Genomic DNA, 17,280 nt, shown 5'->3' on the forward strand with positions numbered 1-17,280 from the left:
GGGTGCTTCCCGCAGCGAAATCAAGGAGGAGGGCGAAGCCCGGGGGACATTCGCGGAGGGAAGTACCCGGTGGCCTGGGCACGCGCCCCGAACCGACTCTCGAAACGCAACAGACGACAGAAATGACAAGACTCATCGCCATCGACTGGGGCACAAGCTCGCTACGCGGTGCATTGCTCGACCCGAGCGGACAGGTCATCGAAGAACGCAGCGACGCCCGCGGCATCCTCACCGTGCCCGAGGGCGGCTTTCCCGCCGTGTTCGAGTCGCTGTTCGGCGACTGGATGCGCCTGAAAGACACGCGCTGCCTGATCTCCGGCATGGCCGGCAGCAAGCAGGGCTGGGTCGAAGCGCCCTACTGCCCCTGCCCCGCAGGCCGCGTCGAAGTAGGCCGCAGCATCATCGCCACAGACGCCATCCCCGGCGCGCGCATCGCCATCGTGCCCGGCCTCAGCGACGAGCACGCCGGCGTGCCCGACGTGATGCGCGGCGAAGAGGTGCAGATCCTCGGCGCCATGACGATCACCGGCCTGGACGACGGCGTCTTCGTGCTGCCCGGCACCCACAACAAATGGGCCACGGTCAAGAAAGGCCGCGTCGCGGGCTTTCGCACCTACATGACGGGCGAGTTCTACGCGCTGCTGAGCCAGCACTCGATCCTGGGGCGCACGCTCGACGCGACCGCGCCGCTCGACGAAGCCGCGTTCCTCGAAGGCGTGACGCGCTCCGAGAACGGCCACGGCCTGCTGCACAACGCCTTCGGCACGCGCACGCTCGCGCTGTTCGAACGCATGCCCAAGGAAGAGTTGTCGAGCTACCTGTCGGGCCTGCTCATCGGCGAGGAGCTGCGCACGCAATCGGTACAGGCCGTCGGCGAGGTCGTGCTGATCGGCTCTTCCACCCTCACCCAACGCTACACCCTGGCCCTGCGCGCCACCGGCGTCGCCACGCGCACGCTCGGCGCCGAAGCCACCTGGGCCGGACTGCACACGCTGTCCGGCTTTCTCGACACCGACAGGACACCCGCCCCATGACCACGCCCCTCGATAAATTCAACGCCGCGATGCAGGCCCTGCCGCTCGTGGCCATCCTGCGCGGCCTCTCGCCCGCCGAAGCCGCCGACGTGGGCGACGCCATCGTCGAGCCCGGCTTCCGGCTGCTCGAAGTGCCGCTCAATTCGCCGCAGCCGCTGGAGAGCATCGCGCTGATGCGCCAGCGCTTCCCCACCGCACTGGTCGGCGCGGGCACCGTGCTCGACGCGAAGCAGGTGCGCGAAGTGCATGCGGCCGGCGGCGAGCTGATCGTGTCGCCCAACTTCAATGCCGACGTCATCGCCGAGGCCGCGCGCCTGGGCATGGCCTGCCTGCCCGGCGTGATGACGCCCACCGAGGCCTTCGGCGCGCTCGCGGCCGGTGCCACGGGCCTCAAGCTGTTCCCGGCCGAACTGGCCTCGCCCGCCGTGGTCAAGGCCCTGCTCGCGGTGCTGCCGACCGGCACGCCCGTGATGCCCGTGGGCGGCATCGCGCCCGACAACATGGGCGCATGGCGCGCGGCTGGCGCGGCCGGCTTCGGCATCGGCTCGTCGCTCTACAAACCCGGGAAGACCGCCCCCGCCGTGCGCGAGGACGCGCAGCGCTTCGTGGCGGCCTGGGCCGGGCTGGTCCGCGCCTGATCCGGCACGAACGATTCACCCACCACAAGAAAGAAGGAGACCCCCGCGATGTCCGCCGATTCCGAATACGCCAGCCCCGCCGTGCGCCAGTTGCGCGAAGACCTCGCGCTCGCGCTGCGCGCCGCGGCCCACCACGGGCTGTCCGAAGGTGTGTGCAACCATTTCAGCGTGTTGCTGCCGGGCGCGCAGGACCGCTACCTCATCAACCCGCGCGGGTTGCACTGGAGCGAGATCGGTCCCGACGACATCGTGCTGATCGACGTGCACGGCGAAGTGCTCGCGGGCCGCCACCGCGTGGAGCCCACCGCCCTCTTCATCCACGGCGCGGTGCACCGCCTCACGGGCCACGCCGTGGTGCTGCATTGCCACATGCCCTACGCGACGGCGCTGACGCTCACGGTCGACCGCGCGCTCGACCCGACCGCCAGCCAGAACGCCATGCGCTACATGAACCGCATCGCCATCGACGCCGAGTACAACGGCCTGGCACTGGACGACGCCGAGGGCGAGCGCATCGCGCGCGCCATGGCCGGCAAGGACGTGGCTTTTCTCGCGAACCACGGTGTGATCGTGGCGGGCGGCACCATCGCCCACGCCTACGACGACCTGTACTACCTGGAGCGCGCCTGCCTGCACCAGGTGATCGCGCAATCGACCGGGCGCCCGCTGGTGCCCGTCAACGCCAAGCTGGCCGCGCACGTGGCGGCGCAGATCCAGGGCGAGCGGGAACAGTCCGACCTGTTCTTCGAAGCCTTGCGGCGCATGCTGCCGGCCCCGCCACGCTGAAAAAGCGCGAGCGCAGCGGCTTACAGCTCTTCATGCGATTTCGCTTCCGGCTTACAAGAACTTCACATAATGGCGCGACGATGAGGCATCGCAATCACTCCCCAGGAGTCGCCATGAAAAAGCTGACATTCGCCTTCGGTGCCGCCGCCCTGCTGTCGCTGGCCGCCCTCACCGCGCCGGCCCATGCCCAGGCCGGCGGCCCGTTCATCCAGGCCCAGGTGTACGTGACGCCCGCGCCGCCGCCGCGCCATCACTACTACGCCCCGCCGCCGCCCCCGCGCCACTACCACCCGGGCTACTACGACGGCCCGCGTCGCCACGGCTATTACGACCACGGCCGCCGCGACTGGGAAGGCCGTCGCTACGGCCGCCGGGACAACGACGGCGACGGTGTGCCCAACCGTTACGACCGTCGCCCGAACAACCCCTACCGCTATTGACGCACTTCAGACCGGCGGACTCGCATAAGCGGGCCGCTCGGTCGAAAGGCTCTGCTTGAGCTGGCGCGTGACCTCGTCGGCCAGCACCTCGGGCAGCCCCGCTTCCACGCCCGCCAGTGCCTGTCGCGCCGCGTCGTCGGGCGAGGTCTTGGGGCCGGGCATGTGCGCCGCCATGTCGGTGTCCATGAGCGCCACGTGCAGGCTCGTGACCTGCGTGCCCTGCCCCGCCAGTTCGTTGCGCAAGCCGTTGCTCAGCGACCAGGCCGCCGACTTGGTGGCGCTGTAGGTCGCCACGCCGGGGAACGTCGTCCAGGCCAGGGCCGACAGCACGTTGAGGACCGCACCGCCGCCATTCGACGCGAGCACCGGCGCAAAGGCCTGCGTGAGCGCCCAGGGGCCGAAGAAGTTGGTCTCGAACTCGGCACGCGCCGCGGCCACCGCATCGGCCGATCCCAGGAAGCTCGATCCGCGCGAGATGCCCGCGTTGTTGACCAGCAGCGTCACGTCGCCACAGGCGCGAACGGCTGCTTCGATCTGCGCGGGCTGCGTGACGTCGAGCGCCACAGGCACGACGCCCGCGAGCGTGATGCTCTTCGGGTCGCGCGCGGCCCCGTAGACCTTGCGCGCACCGGCCGCGAGCGCCGCCTTGGCGAACGCCAGGCCGAGCCCCCGGTTGGCACCGGTGATGAAGACGACGGAATCCTTGATCTGCATGACGAGCCTTTCGTTAATGAAGAGATAGCGAGAGCGCTTCAGGCCTGCGCCACGCGGCGCAGCAGCCCCTGGGTCGTGCGCGGCCAGCCCACGCGGCCGAACCACGCACCGCCCGCGATGGCCGAGGCGATGACGATGCCGTACACCACCAGCGCCACGCCCTGCGCCGCGAACACGCCGGTGAGCCCGCCGCCCCAGCGCAGCGCCAGCCAGCCGCCCGTGCCCGCCACGGCGAGCCGCGCGATGTTGCCGAGCACCGGCCACAGCAGCCGGCCCGCGCCCTGCGAGGCGAAGTACAGCACCAGCCCGACGCCGAAGAAACCGTACAGCGGCCCCACCACGCGCAGGTAGTGTGCGCCGGTCTCGAGCATCACGGGGTCGTGGCCGAACAGCATCAGCCACGGACGCGGGAACAGCGCGGCGGCCAGCCCGATGACCTCGGCCATGCCGAAGGCCAGCGCCGCGCCGGCCCAGGTGGCGCGCAGCGCACGCTCGCGCAGCCCCGCGCCCATGCAGGTGCCGACCATCGCGACCAGCGGCGCACCGAGGCCGAACACCAGCGGCACCAGCAGGTACTCCAGCCGCGACGCGGTGCCGTAGCCGGCCAGCGCGCCCGCGCCGAAATGGCCGGTGAGTGCGGTGGCGATGCCGATCGACAGGTTGGTCGCCACCGTCGACACCGTGCCCACCAGCCCGATGCGCAGGATGTCGCGGAACAGCGGCCAGCGCATCTGGAACGCCGCCAGCGTGGGGCGCAGCAGGCTGCGCGGCGAGCGCAGGTAGGCGATGAGCGCGATCGAGCCCAGCAGGTAGTACAGCAGGAGCGCCAGCGCCCCGCCCGCGATGCCCATGCCGCCCCACGGCCCGATGCCGAAGATCAGGAGCGGCGACGCCGGAATGAGGAACACCACGCCCACCACCGTCACGTTGGCCGGCACCGCCATGTTGCCGGTGCCGCGGATGATGGCGGACAGCGAGTTGAAGAGCCACACCAGCACCGCGCCCGCGAACACCCAGTTCGAGTACGTGAGCGCAGCTTCCAGCGCCGCGCCGGTGCCGCCCATCACGCCGTAGAGCCAGCGCCCGCCCAGCAGCAGCGCGAGCGTGAAGCACAGGCCGAAGCCGATCGCGATGACCACCGCGTGCCACACCAGCGCATCGGCGTCGCCGCGGCGGCGCGCGCCCAGCGCACGCGCGATCGACGAGGCGATGCCGCCGCCCATCGCGCCGCTGGAGGTCATCTGCATCAGCATGACGATGGGGAACACCAGCGCCATGCCGGCCAGCGCGTCGGTGCCGAGCTTGCCGACGAAGTAGGTCTCGATGAGCCCGACGGAGGCCTGCGCCAGCATCACGAGCACATTGGGCGCGGCCAGCCGCAGCAGCGTGGGGATGATGGGCGCCTCGAGCAGGCGGCGCGTGCGCGGGTCGAGGTCGCCGTTCGCTTGTTGGGGGGTGGTCATGCGGATCTCCGGCGGTCAGGCGCGCGCGGCGGCGTTGGTGGTGGCCGCGGCCGGTGCGGCGGCGGTCTTGGCGGGACGGCGGATCGCCATCACGATCACCGCCGCGAGCAGACAGGCCGCGCCAGCCGTGTACAGCGCGGGCGTGTAGGTCAGCAGCAGCGTGCGCGCAAAGCCCGCGCCGTAGGCCGCGGTGGCCGCGCCCAGCTGGTGGGCCGCGAAGATCCAGCCGAACACCAGCCCGACCTTCGCGGGGCCGAAGGCGGCGCCCGCGAGCTTGACGGTCGGCGGCACGGTGGCGATCCAGTCCAGGCCGTAGAACATCGCGAACAGGCCCAGGCCGTAGATCGTGAACTCCGAATGCGGCAGCCAGAACAGCGACAGCCCGCGCAGGCCGTAGTACCAGAAGAGCAGCTTGCGGTTGTCATAACGGTCGGAGAGCCAGCCCGACAGGATGGTGCCGACGAAGTCGAAGGCGCCCATCATCGCGAGCACCGAGGCGGCCGGCACGGCGCTCATGCCGTAGTCGCCGCACAGCGAGATGAAGTGCGTCTGCACCAGGCCGTTGGTGCTCAGGCCGCAGATGAAGAAGGTGCCGGCCAGGATCAGGAAGGTGCGGTTGGTCGCCACCTCGCGCAGCACGCGAAACGGCGTGGCGAAGTTCATCGTGAAGGCGGGCGCCGGCGCCGGCTGCGTACCGGGCGCTTCACCGTAGGGCTGCAGGCCGATGTCCGACGGCCGGTTGCGCACCAGGCACAGCGCAAGCAGCGCGATCACCACGCTGCCGATCACGATCGGCACGATGGCCGAGCGCCAGCCCCAGTGCTCGATCATCCAGGCCGCCAGCGGCAGGAAGGCCAGCTGGCCGGTGGCCGCGCTGGCCGTGAGCATGCCCACGACCAGGCCGCGCCGCGCGACGAACCAGCGGTTGGCCACCACGGCGCCCAGCACCAGCGCCGTCATGCCGGTGCCCAGGCCGAGCATCAGGCTCCACAGCACGAACAGCTGCCACAGCTGCGAGGCCGTGGTGACCAGCGCCATGCCCAGGCCGACCAGCGTGAGGCCGGCGCACATCACTGCGCGCAGGCCGTAGCGCTCCATCAGCACCGCGGCGAACGGGCCCATGAGGCCGAACAGCGCAAAGCGCAGCGCGAGCGCGGACGAGATCTGCTCGGTGCTCCAGCCGAACTCCTCGCCGAGCGGCTTCATCATCGCGCCCGGCAGGCCGAGCGCGGCCGACATGGTGAGCATGGTCAGGAAGGTGACGGCGGCGACGATCCAGCCGTAGTGGATGCCGCGGCGCTGCAGCCATGCGGAGACGTGGGTGGCGAACATGGGGCCTCTGGAACTGTTGGAATGGGTCGGGGGAGAAACGAAGAGACAGGAAATCCGGCCGCGCGGCTTCAGGGGCGCGGAACGTGTTCGTTGAAAGGGGGTGGGAGCGTCAGTCCTGCACGTCGACCGGCTCGCCCGTGCCCAGCAGCGCGAGCGATTCGTCGATGAGCGTGTGCAGCGCGAGCACGCGCTCCACGCCGAGCAGCGCATTCAGCTTCTGCTGTGCCGTCTTCCAGTGCTGTTGCGCCTCGCGCCACTTGGCGTCGCCGGCGTCCGTGAGCGACACCAGCCGGCTGCGCGCATCCGCGCCCGCCACTTGCGCCACCCAGCCCGCGGTGATCAGCGGCTGCAGGTTGCGGCTCAGCGTAGAGGCGGTCATCTTCAGTTCGCCCGCCAGGTCGACCGGGCGCATCGGGCCCAGGCGCTTGAGGTGCGACAGCAGCGAGTACTGCGTGGTCTTGAGGCCGCTGCGCGACACCTCGGCGTCGTAGTGCTGCGTCAGGCGGCGCATCAGCTGGCGCGTCTTGAAGCTGGTGCAGCCGCGGGGTTGGGTGGGTGTGTCCATGGGGTATTATTGTATGTGCAACTATTGCATATGCAATCAACCCCACCCCGCAAAGCCCCCAGCAGGAACACAGGCATGACGCAGCAAGCTTTCACCGACACCCCTTCCCATCTGCTCGACGCATGGATCGCCGAAGAACGGCAGATCGCCGAGCGCCTCGAGAACGGCCCCGGCCCCGGGCTCGCGCGCCCCGAGCAGGTCGCCGGCAAGACCGGCCTGGAGGTCATGCAGGCCATGCTCAACGGCGAGATTCCCTACGCCGCCATCGCCAAGACGCTGGACTTCACCATCGTCTCGGTCAGCAAGGGCATCGCCATCTTCCAGGGCACGCCGCTGCCGCAGCACCTGAACCCGCTGGGCACCATCCATGGTGGCTGGGTCGCCACGATGCTCGACTCCGCCCTGGGCTGCTCGGTCCACACCATGATGCCGCCCGGTCGCGCGTACACGACGGCCGAGCTCAGCGTGAACTACGTCAAGGGCCTCACGCCGAAGGTGCAGCGCGTGCGCGCCGAGGGCAAGGTGATCCACTGCGGCAAGCAGCTCGCCACCGCCGAGGCGCGGCTGGTCGGGGCCGACGGCAAGCTGTATGCGCATGCGACGACGACGTGCCTGGTGTTCGAGGTGCCGGCGGGGCGGTGAGGCGAAGCCCCCGTCTTCGCTGATCTGCAGGGCGCCCCGCCCTCCTCTGAAGGCCGACATATGTCGGCCTTTTTCGTTGGGGCGTTCGGCGAGAAAGTCGTCATCGCCAACCAAGGAAAAGACTGCCATGGCCGCCATGGGCTGGCCGGCGGCGGAACCCTCCGCCGCCGAACCCGAAGGCACCGCCTGCGTTCGCGCGAGGCAGCCCGCAGAGGACCCAACCAGATGACAACGACACTTACCGAAAAGACTTTTGCCGAGCTGTTCACCTATGCGGGCGGCACGAACGGCTCTCGCGTCAACGCCCAAGGCTTCATCGAGCCCTGCGCCACGCCGCGCTTCGACTTCGATCCGATCACGAAGGTGGCGAAGGGGCTGCTCATTGAAAACGCGCGAATCAACCAATTGGCGTTTTCGTCGCGATTTGAAAACGCGGTCTGGGCGAAGACGAGCGTCACCGCCGTGCCTGGCGCAGCCCAGGCGCCGAACGGACGTTGGGATGCCTGCAAGCTGACCTTGCTCAACGGCGGGATCGCGTCCGTGGGCCGCGCATCGCAGACGACGGCCAAAGCGGCGGCCGCAATCACCTACGCCTTTTCTTTCTATGCGAGGGCCGCAGGCTCTTCGAATGGATGGGCCTTTGCTTCCGGCGCGACAACAGGCGAAAGAATCAGCTTCGCCTTCGACCTGTCGGCCTTGACCATCTCTCTCTTCACCATCTCTGTCTTTACGGAGGTGTCGAAACGGATCGTTGATGTCGGCGGTGGGTGGCGCAGGGTCGAGATCGTCTTCACGACAGACGCATCCGCGGCGCTGACCGCGGCCGTCTACCCCGGCGCAGCGGCTGCCGGCACCGGCCCCGGCGACGGCGTCGCCGGCCTCTACATCTGGGGTGCGCAGCTCGAAGTGGGTGCGTTTGCCAGCTCCTACATCCCCAGTTGGGATGGGGTCACGGCACGGGCCTCGATCGGCAGCTACTACGACGCCGAAGGCATCCTGCGCTATGCGGCGGCAGGCGTTGCGCGCAACAGCTACGAGCCATCGAATCTGGCGTTGCCGCCTGTGCTGATGGTGGAAGAGCAGCGCACCAACATCCTGCTCAAGAGCAGCGACATGCATTTGGTTCCATGGTTCTTTGCCGGCGCAGTCTCACGTGCGACCGGCAAGTTGGCCCCCGACGGGACATTGCGAGCCGTCGAGGTCTCCGGAACACCTACCGGATCATTGGGCCAGTCGGCGGCTGCTACATCGACGGTGATGACGTTCTCCGTCTATCTGAAGAACGTATCGAGGAACGCTCCAGTGTCGCTACAGCTGCGCAATACGACCACAGCGGCGCAGTTCACTTTCGGCTATGCCACGCTTCATGGTGGCAGTCCTTCTATCTCGGGCAATGGGTGGGAAATGCGGTCGGTGGGCGGCGGATGGTTCCGCTGCGCATTCACCCAGTCTACGGGGATCACCGTCGGCGATACGCTTGCCATCTACCCATTTCATGTCGGCGACGGCACCGACCACGGTGCATTTCAGATCTGGGGCGCCCAGCTCGAAACGGGTGCCTTTGCTACAAGCTACGTTCCGAGCGCCGAGACCTTCATCAGTCGCGCGTCCATCGGGACTTATTTCGACTCGACGGGTGTGATGAAGACTGCTGCGGCTGGCGCGGCGCGGATGACCTACAACCCGACCGATCTGAGCATCGCGCCGTGGCTGATGCAGGAGGGGCAAAGCACGAACCTGCTGCTCAACAGCCAGATCGCCGCTGGGGTCGCCGGCGGGACCACGCCGCCACTGGTTTCCAGCGAAACGGTGGACGGAGAAGCCTGCGTTGCAACGACCTTCACGCCGGCCATGACCTCCACGGGCTACGCGGGTTGTCGCATGCAGGGCGGCTCCGGAATTGGCGCAACGGTCATGGGAGGCACCGCCTACAGCTCGAGCAGCTACGTGAAACTCAGTCGACCGCTGACCGGAAGCGAGTCGATCACGATGTACTACACGGGCATCTCCGCGCTTGGCTCATTCATCATCACAGCGGCCAATTCGGCCCAGTTTGTGGACAGATTCACGCGGGCGGTTGTTCAAAATGTGACGGCTGCGGGCAGCACCAGCGGAGGGGTCTACCCGGTCGTCAACGCAAACACGGTTGTCACAAGCACTCTGACCGTCTGGATATGCAAAGGCCAGGTCGAGGCGGGGCCTGTGGCAACCAGCTACATCCCCACAACGACAGCAACGGTCACCCGAGCTGCGGACGCTGCCACCTCGACAGCGACCGCCCGCCAAGCAGACACTGCGACCTCCGCCGCCACCACACGCGCCGGCGACCTCGTTCGCGTCGACACGACCAAAGGCTGGTGCAATACGGCCGAAGGCACCCTCTTCATGGAGTTCGGGCGCCCGCTGACTGGTGACACCGAATCTCGGACACTGCTGGAGATCGGCACCGCATCCTCGAACCGTCTTGGCATAGGGTTCAACCCTACCGGCACCGCGTACGCCGTTTCGGTGACCAACGGTGTCGTCGGGGCCAGCACCGCGTCTGTCAACCTTACCGGCACGCCAGCGGGTGGCGTAGTGAAAGCGTCGATCAGCTACGGTGTCGACGGGGTTCGGTTCGGGTGTAACGGTCAAGCGTTGAGGAAAGCCTCCTTGGCGACGGTTCCGCCCTTTGCCTTCCTCGGGATCGGAAATCTCTGCTATGGGGGCAACCAGCCCTTCTTCCACGTGCGCGCTGTGCGCTACCGGCCGCAAAAGCTGACCGATGCCGAGGTGGTGGCACTGACGACGTAGGAAAAAGCCCCGCGCCAGCCCCTGTTTACGGGGGCAAGATTCCGTTTCAGCAGGCGTAGCGGACTGGCAGTCGGGTTATCGCACTGCCGGGTGCCCGGTTCTCGCGGCGCGCTTCAAGATATCCCTGCAGGAAGCAGGGCGGGTACGCCGCAGTAAGCCCTCAAGCTGTAAGCCAAAGGAAAACCTGCCCCTCCCTGTCAGTGATAATTGTTCGCATCAGCGACACGCACCCGTCGTCGCCGATGCCTTTCCTAGAACACCTCACCGCACCTGGAGGATCCTTCATGACCGACCGTTCCGGCCCCCAGGGCCGCGTGGCGCACGCCCTCCTCGGCGTTTCCGCCGCCTGGCTCGCCCTCTCCGCCCTGCCCGCGCACTCCGCCAATGACGAGCTCACGCTCTACACGACGCGCGAGCCGGCGCTGATCCAGCCGCTGATCTCGGCGTTCAGCGCGCAGAGCAAGATCAAGGTCAACACGGTGTTCGTGAAGGACGGTCTGCTGGAGCGCGTCAAGGCCGAAGGCGCACGCTCGCCGGCCGACGTGCTGATGACGGTGGACATCGGCAACCTCGTCGACCTCGTCGAAGGCGGCGTGACGCAGCCGGTGAAGTCGGCCGCGCTCGAGTCGGCCATTCCGGCCAACCTGCGCGGCGCCGACGGCCAATGGTTCGCGCTCTCGCTGCGCGCGCGCGTGTTGTACGCCGACAAGAACCAGCCGCTGACCAGCTTCCGCTACGAAGACCTCGCCAACCCGAAGTACAAGGGCAAGGTCTGCATCCGCGCCGGCCAGCACCCCTACAACACGGCCCTGGTGGCCGCGATGATCGCGCACGACGGCGAAGCCAAGACCGAGCAGTGGCTGCGCGGCGTCAAGGGCAACCTGGCGCGCAAGGCCACCGGCGGCGACCGCGACGTGGCGCGCGACATCCTCGGCGGCATCTGCGACATCGGCGTGGCCAACTCGTACTACGTCGGCCAGATGAAGAGCGCCAAGGAAGGCACCGACGCGCGCAAGTGGGGCGACGCGATCAAGGTGATCCGCCCGACCTTCGCCAGCGCCAAGAGTGGTGGCACGCACGTGAACATCAGCGGCGCGGCCGTGGCCAAGAACGCGCCGCAGCGCGCCAACGCGGTCAAGCTGCTCGAGTTCCTGGTGTCGGAGCCGGCCCAGGCACTGTACGCCGACGCCAACTACGAATACCCGGTGCGCAAGGGCGTGGCCCTCGACCCGATCATCGGCCAGTCCATCGGCGAACTGAAGGTCGACCCGCTGCCGCTGACCGAGATTGCCAAATACCGCAAGCAGGCCAGCGCCCTCGTCGACAAGGTCGGCTTCGACCAGTGACCTTGCATAGCCGGGCACACCTTGCCGGCAACTGAATGCTGATTTCGCGGCGCCAGCCGCCGGGCCTGCGCGCCGCGGGCCCGGCATGGCGCTGCGCGTCGTTCCTGATCGCGCTCGGCGTGCTCGCGCCGGTGCTCACGCTGGCATGGCTCGCATTCGGCTCGGGCGTCGGCCACTGGGGGCCGCTGTTCGCGCACGTGCTGCCGCAGGCGGCGCTCAACACGGCGCTGCTGCTCGCGGGCGTCGGCACCCTCGTCCTCGTGATCGGCACCGGCTGCGCCTGGCTGGTCACGGCGCATGACTTCCCCGGCCGCGGCGTGCTCAACTGGGCGCTGCTGCTGCCGCTGGCGATGCCGACCTACATCGTCGCCTTCGCCTACCTCGACCTGTTGCACCCCATCGGCCCCGTGCAGGGCGCGATCCGCTGGATGCTGGGCTTCGACAGCCCGCGCCAGTTCCGCCTGCCCGACCTGCGCTCGATGCCGGGTGCGATCTTCGTGCTGGGCTTCGTGCTCTATCCGTATGTCTACATGACGGCGCGCGCGATGTTCATGACCCAGCCCGCGCACCTGCTGGAAGCGGCGCGCACGCTGGGCGAGAGCCGCCGCGGCGCGTTCTTTCGCGTGGCCTTGCCGCTGGCGCGGCCGGCGCTGGCCGTGGGCCTGAGCCTGGCACTGCTCGAGACGCTCAACGACATCGGCGCCTCCGAATTCCTCGGCGTGAACACGCTCACGGTGGCGGTCTACACCACCTGGATCACGCGCTCCGACCTGGCCGGCGCCGCGCAGATCGCCTGCGCGATGCTGTTCGTGGTGGTGGCGCTGGTCTGGCTCGAACGCAACGGCCGCCAGCACCAGCGCTTCGGCTCCGCGCAGCGCATGCGCGCGGTGCAGCCCCGGCGCCTGCACGGCGGCGCGGCCTGGGCGGCGACCGCGACGGCGGCGCTGCCGGTGCTGATCGGCTTTGTCGCGCCCGCGCTGTACCTGGTCTGGGAAAGCGGCAAGCGGCTGCACCAGGGCGGCGGCATTTCGCAGGGCCTCGTGGCCAGCCTGGGCAACACGCTGGCACTGGCGGCCGGCGTGACGGTGGTGGCCGTGGCGGCGGGGCTGGTCGTGGCCTGGGCCTCGCGCAGCCAGGGCACGAGCCTCAACCGCGACCGCTGGCAGGCGCGCGTGGCCACGCTGGGCTACGCAGTGCCGGGCACGGTGCTCGCCATCGGCCTGCTGACGCCGGCGCTGGCCTTCGACGCGGCGCTGGCCGGCGCGATGGGCTGGCAAGGTCTGCCGCTGATGGGCGCGGGCATCGTGCTGGTCATGGCCTGCGCCATCCGTTTCCTTGCGATGCCCGTGGGTGGCATCGAAGCCGGGCTGGCACGCATTCCGCCGGCCATCGAGCAGGCCTCGCGCCTGCTCGGCGAAACCACCGGCGGCACGCTGCGCCGCGTGCACCTTCCGCTGCTGCAGCCCGCCATCGCGGCGGGCGCACTGCTGGTCTTCGTCGACGCCATGAAAGAGCTGCCGGCCACGCTGCTGCTGCGCCCGGCCAACTTCGACACCCTCGCCACCTGGCTCTATGCCGAGGCCGCGCGCGGCACCTACGAGGAAGGCGCGATCGCCGCGCTGGCCATCGTGGTCGCCGGCCTGCTGCCGGTGGTGCTGCTGGCGCGCAACCAGCTCGGCACGACGCCGGCGGTGACGCCTCCCGACACGGACCCCGCATGAGTTCCCCGCTTCATCTCGACTCGCTCCAGCTCGCGTACGACACGCCACGCGGCCCGCACACGGTGGTCGACGGCTTCTCGCTGGACCTGCCCGCGGGCGAGATCGCCTGCCTGTTCGGTCCCTCGGGCTGCGGCAAGACCACGGTGCTGCGCGCCATCGCCGGCTTCGAGCCCGTGCGCGACGGCACCATCCGCCTCGGCGACACGCTGCTGTCGTCGCCGCAGAAGCACCTGCCGCCCGAGCAGCGGCGCGTGGGCATGATGTTCCAGGAGTACGCGCTGTTCCCGCACCTGTCGGCCGCCAGGAACGTCGCCTTCGGCCTGCGCCGCCTGGGCCGCGCAGCGCAGCAGGCGCGCGTGGCCGAGATGCTCGCGCTGGTCGGCCTGGCCGAGGCCGGCGAGCGCTACCCGCACGAGCTGTCGGGCGGCCAGCAGCAGCGCATCGCACTGGCCCGCGCGCTGGCACCCTCGCCGGCCTTGCTGCTGCTGGACGAGCCGTTCTCCAACCTCGACGGTGGCACGCGCGAGCGCCTGACCGCCGAAGTGCGCGGCATCCTGAAGAAGGCCGGGCAGACCGCGATCCTCGTCACCCACAACGAGGCCGAGGCGCATGCGATGGCCGACCGCATCGGCGTGATGCACAACGGACGGATCACGCACTGGCTGGAGACGGCCTCGTAGAGGGAGGCGCTCCGATGCACAAGGCGACCCGACTCTTCCTCGCGTGGGCGACATTGCTCGGGTCGGTGATGCCGGCCATGGCTGAAGTCCGCACGGTCTACCAAGGCACCCTCGGCACCAGCGAGGTCGTGCTCGAAGTGAATGCCTCCGGCGGCGGGCGGTATTTCTATCGCCGCCACGGTGTCGACATTCCACTCTCCGGGCCGGTGACGAAGCTCGTGGAAGCCCTCCCGATCCAGGGCGAGGCGATGTACCGGGCGGCACAAGGCGGCAACGCGCCGCTGTTCGAAGACGCGCAGACCCGACAGCCGGGTCCGACATGGCGTGGCCAGGCGATCGACGGCACTTTTGCCGGGAGCTGGAGCGATGGCCCCGGCAAGCAGAACGTCGCGTTCGAGCTTCGACAGGTTCGCCAGTACGACCCAGACCGGAGTCCCGGCGCCACTGCGCCGGTGACGCGCGCCATCCCGCCAGGCAACACCACCGGCGCGGCTTCGGACGCACCGGTTTCCATCGAGACGGCACCCTACGACCACCAGAAGCTGCAGACATCGCTCAAGCAAGGCGTGGAGCACGTCAGCGGAGCGGTGGCATGGCGCATGGTCATCGATCCGCGCACGCGCTTTTCCTATCCGCGGCTCACGCGACACCCGAATGTGCGCGTGGTCGAGAAGGTCAACGCCATCCTCGCGCGCAGGCACGGACAGCTCAGCCTCGCCGCGCTCGAATGCAAGGCCACCCTTTACACCGCGACGCACCCGGCGGCCGGCTCGCTGGGGGACTACGACGCGGAATCGGTGCGCGTCACCTTTCTCAGCCCGACGCTAATGAGCGTCGTCGAATCGGGGAGCACTGACTGCGGCGGCCCCCATCCCCACAACCACTACGCGCCCTACACGCTCGACCTGGTCCGTGGCGAGTACCTCGACTTCGATCGCCTGTTCCGCGCGTTCACCCAGACACCGGACGGGTTCGCGCCGAGCAAGACGCTCATGGCGCTGATCGGGAAGAAGCTGAAAGCACAGGGACGCGGGCCCGAATCCGCAGCCGCCGCAGACCCGCAGCACTACACGGGTTGCGACGAGGTGTGGCCCGAGTACCTGGCGTTGCATTTCGAGCGCACCCGCGGGCGCGATGCGCTGGCCGTCGCGGTCAGCGGCGTGCCGCATGCGCTCGGCGCCTGCCTCGGCACCACGGTGGCGCTGCCGTTCACCGAACTCAAGCCCCTTCTCAAGCCTGCGGCCGACGCGTACCTCTTTCCCAAGCCGTAGCTACCGGGCGGCGCCCGAATGGGCTTTTCCAGAAAAGGTTGTTCAGGCCCGCAAGAATCGCGGCGATCCCGACCCAAACCCTTCGAAAGCGGAACGCCCCATGACCCAGGCCCTCACCCTCGTCAGCCACCTGCTGTGCCCCTACGTGCAACGCGCCGCGATCGCGCTGCACGAGAAGAACGTGCCCTTCGAGCGCGTCGTGATCGATCTCGCGAACAAGCCCCAATGGTTTCTCGACATCTCGCCGCTGGGCAAGGTGCCGCTGCTGAAGGTGCAGCGCCCCGATGGCACGGAAGCCGTGCTGTTCGAGAGCAACGTGATCTGCGAATACCTCGAGGAGACGCAACCCGGCGCCCGCCTGCACCCCGAAGACCCGCTCGCACGTGCGCAGCATCGCGCATGGATGGAATTCGGCTCGGTCATCCTCGCCGACCTGTGGGGCTACGAGACCACACAGGACGCCGCCGTGTTCGCGCAGAAGCGCGAGGCGCTGGCCGCCAAGTTCGAACGCGTCGAGGCCGCGCTCGGGCAAGGCCCCTACTTCGCGGGCGAAGCCTTCAGCCTCGTCGATGCGGTGTTCGCACCGGTGTTCCGCTACTTCGAGGTGTTCGACGCGATCAGCGATTCGCACCTGTTCGATGCGCTGCCCAAGGTGAATGCCTGGCGCCATGCGCTGGCGGCGCGCCCCAGCGTGCGCGCGGCGGTGGTGCCCGAGTACCCACGGCACCTGATGGATTTCCTGAAGAAGTACCAGGCGCACCTGCTGACGCTGGCGGCTTGATCGCAAGAAGCAGAGGGCGACAATAGCCCCCTTCCCCCCATAACGACACGACCCACGAGATGCGACTTCTCCACACCATGCTGCGCGTTGGCAATCTCCAGCGCTCCATCGACTTCTACACGCAGGTGCTCGGCATGACGCTGCTGCGCACGTCGGAAAACCCCGAATACAAGTACAGCCTCGCGTTCGTCGGCTACGGCAACGGCAACCCCGACCAGGCCGAGATCGAGCTCACCTACAACTGGGGCACCGAGAACTACGAGCTCGGCACCGCCTACGGCCACATCGCGCTCGGCGTGCCCGACGCCTACGCGGCCTGCGACAAGATCAAGGCCGCCGGCGGCAACGTGACGCGCGAGGCCGGTCCGGTCAAGGGCGGCACGACGGTGATCGCCTTCGTGACGGACCCCGACGGTTACAAGATCGAGCTCATCCAGCGCAACGAGAACGCGTCGGGCGGCGGCCTTCGCTGAGTCTTTTCGGGCCGCACGCAACACCATGGCAAGCCCGAAGAAACAGAAGAAAGACGCGCCGCTGACGCGCTACGTCGCCCTGCTGCGCGGCGTGAACGTCAACGGCATCACGATCAAGAGCGCCGACCTGAAGGCGTTGTTCGTCGACGAACTCGGCTTCGGCGCGGTGCGCACGGTGCTTGCCAGCGGCAACGTGCTGTTCGACACCGACGCGTCCGATGCCGCCGCGCTGCGCACGCGCATCGAGCAGGCGCTGCGCCAGTGCTTCGGCTATGAGGCGTGGATCGTGTTGCGCACGCAGCAGCGCGTGGCCGACATGGCCGCGAGCTACCCTTTCGAACGCATCGACGACACGCACCATCCCTACCTCGTGTTCGGCTCCGACGCCGCGATGCTCGACGAGATCATGGAAAAAGCCGGTGCGGTCGACCCAAAGGTCGAGCGGCTGGTGCGCGGCGATGGCGTGCTGTACTGGCAGTGCCCGCGCGGCGAAAGCCTGGAGACGCCGGCGGCCAAGCTGCTCGCGAAGACCCGCTACAAGTCGAGCACCACCACGCGCAACCTGCGCACGGTGGAAAAGCTCATCACCGACTGACCAACA

The 17,280-nt window shown here is 68.6% G+C and carries 17 protein-coding genes; 13 read left to right on the forward strand and 4 right to left on the reverse strand.

Features of this window, described 5'->3' with window-relative positions; translation table 11 throughout:
• Positions 1-122: 122 nt before the first annotated feature.
• From AC07YS_RS21585 to AC07YS_RS21600, 4 genes are all read left to right on the forward strand, one after another.
• Positions 123-1,034, forward strand: coding sequence for a 2-dehydro-3-deoxygalactonokinase (locus tag AC07YS_RS21585; protein WP_495269043.1), 912 nt, complete (start codon positions 123-125; stop codon positions 1,032-1,034).
• Positions 1,031-1,672: a 2-dehydro-3-deoxy-6-phosphogalactonate aldolase gene (locus AC07YS_RS21590; RefSeq protein ID WP_495269044.1), complete on the forward strand. Its 642-nt coding sequence runs from the start codon at positions 1,031-1,033 to the stop codon at positions 1,670-1,672. The genes AC07YS_RS21585 and AC07YS_RS21590 overlap by 4 nt, the downstream gene beginning before the upstream one ends.
• A 48-nt stretch (positions 1,673-1,720) precedes the next feature.
• Positions 1,721-2,458 (forward strand): aldolase, encoded by a 738-nt coding sequence (locus AC07YS_RS21595; RefSeq protein WP_056579193.1) that lies wholly within the window; start codon positions 1,721-1,723, stop codon positions 2,456-2,458.
• Between the two features lie 113 nt (positions 2,459-2,571).
• The gene (locus AC07YS_RS21600; RefSeq protein ID WP_495269045.1) at positions 2,572-2,898 is read left to right on the forward strand and encodes a hypothetical protein; all 327 of its coding nucleotides are present in this window, start codon (positions 2,572-2,574) and stop codon (positions 2,896-2,898) included.
• Between the two features lie 6 nt (positions 2,899-2,904).
• On the opposite strand, the gene AC07YS_RS21605 is transcribed toward AC07YS_RS21600, so the two are convergent.
• From AC07YS_RS21605 to AC07YS_RS21620, 4 genes are all read right to left on the reverse strand, one after another.
• Entirely contained in the window at positions 2,905-3,612 is a 708-nt protein-coding gene (locus AC07YS_RS21605) for an SDR family oxidoreductase (protein WP_495269046.1), read from the reverse strand.
• Between the two features lie 38 nt (positions 3,613-3,650).
• A complete protein-coding gene (locus AC07YS_RS21610; protein ID WP_495269047.1) occupies positions 3,651-5,075 on the reverse strand; it encodes an MATE family efflux transporter in 1,425 nt (474 codons plus the stop codon).
• Between the two features lie 15 nt (positions 5,076-5,090).
• Positions 5,091-6,407, reverse strand: a complete 1,317-nt coding sequence (locus AC07YS_RS21615) for an MFS transporter (protein ID WP_495269048.1) — start codon at positions 6,405-6,407, stop codon at positions 5,091-5,093.
• A gap of 109 nt (positions 6,408-6,516) precedes the next feature.
• Positions 6,517-6,972 carry a MarR family winged helix-turn-helix transcriptional regulator gene (locus AC07YS_RS21620; protein ID WP_489058186.1) on the reverse strand — a complete coding sequence of 152 codons (456 nt, stop codon included), beginning with the start codon at positions 6,970-6,972 and terminating at the stop codon, positions 6,517-6,519.
• Positions 6,973-7,047: 75 nt separating this feature from the next.
• Here AC07YS_RS21620 and AC07YS_RS21625 point away from each other — a divergent pair, with 75 nt between their 5' ends.
• From AC07YS_RS21625 to AC07YS_RS21665, 9 genes are all read left to right on the forward strand, one after another.
• Complete coding sequence (locus tag AC07YS_RS21625) at positions 7,048-7,614, forward strand: PaaI family thioesterase (RefSeq protein ID WP_495269049.1); 567 nt, start codon at positions 7,048-7,050, stop codon at positions 7,612-7,614.
• Positions 7,615-7,674: 60 nt separating this feature from the next.
• Positions 7,675-10,407, forward strand: coding sequence for a phage head spike fiber domain-containing protein (locus AC07YS_RS21630; RefSeq protein ID WP_495269050.1), 2,733 nt, complete (start codon positions 7,675-7,677; stop codon positions 10,405-10,407).
• A gap of 284 nt (positions 10,408-10,691) precedes the next feature.
• Positions 10,692-11,753, forward strand: coding sequence for a Fe(3+) ABC transporter substrate-binding protein (locus tag AC07YS_RS21635; protein ID WP_495269051.1), 1,062 nt, complete (start codon positions 10,692-10,694; stop codon positions 11,751-11,753).
• A gap of 35 nt (positions 11,754-11,788) precedes the next feature.
• Positions 11,789-13,474 (forward strand): ABC transporter permease, encoded by a 1,686-nt coding sequence (locus AC07YS_RS21640; RefSeq protein ID WP_492699309.1) that lies wholly within the window; start codon positions 11,789-11,791, stop codon positions 13,472-13,474.
• Positions 13,471-14,154: an ABC transporter ATP-binding protein gene (locus tag AC07YS_RS21645; protein WP_307587392.1), complete on the forward strand. Its 684-nt coding sequence runs from the start codon at positions 13,471-13,473 to the stop codon at positions 14,152-14,154. Before AC07YS_RS21640 ends, AC07YS_RS21645 begins: the two co-directional genes overlap by 4 nt.
• A 14-nt stretch (positions 14,155-14,168) precedes the next feature.
• The gene (locus AC07YS_RS21650; protein ID WP_495269052.1) at positions 14,169-15,425 is read left to right on the forward strand and encodes a hypothetical protein; all 1,257 of its coding nucleotides are present in this window, start codon (positions 14,169-14,171) and stop codon (positions 15,423-15,425) included.
• 100 nt (positions 15,426-15,525) lie between these two features.
• Positions 15,526-16,206, forward strand: a complete 681-nt coding sequence (locus tag AC07YS_RS21655) for a glutathione S-transferase family protein (RefSeq protein WP_495269053.1) — start codon at positions 15,526-15,528, stop codon at positions 16,204-16,206.
• Positions 16,207-16,265: 59 nt separating this feature from the next.
• Complete coding sequence (gene gloA / locus AC07YS_RS21660) at positions 16,266-16,679, forward strand: lactoylglutathione lyase (protein WP_495269054.1); 414 nt, start codon at positions 16,266-16,268, stop codon at positions 16,677-16,679.
• A gap of 25 nt (positions 16,680-16,704) precedes the next feature.
• Positions 16,705-17,274, forward strand: coding sequence for a DUF1697 domain-containing protein (locus tag AC07YS_RS21665; RefSeq protein WP_495269055.1), 570 nt, complete (start codon positions 16,705-16,707; stop codon positions 17,272-17,274).
• Positions 17,275-17,280 lie beyond the last annotated feature (6 nt).

The sequence above is a fragment of the Variovorax sp. GW458-11-26-14-LB1 genome (assembly GCF_059423965.1).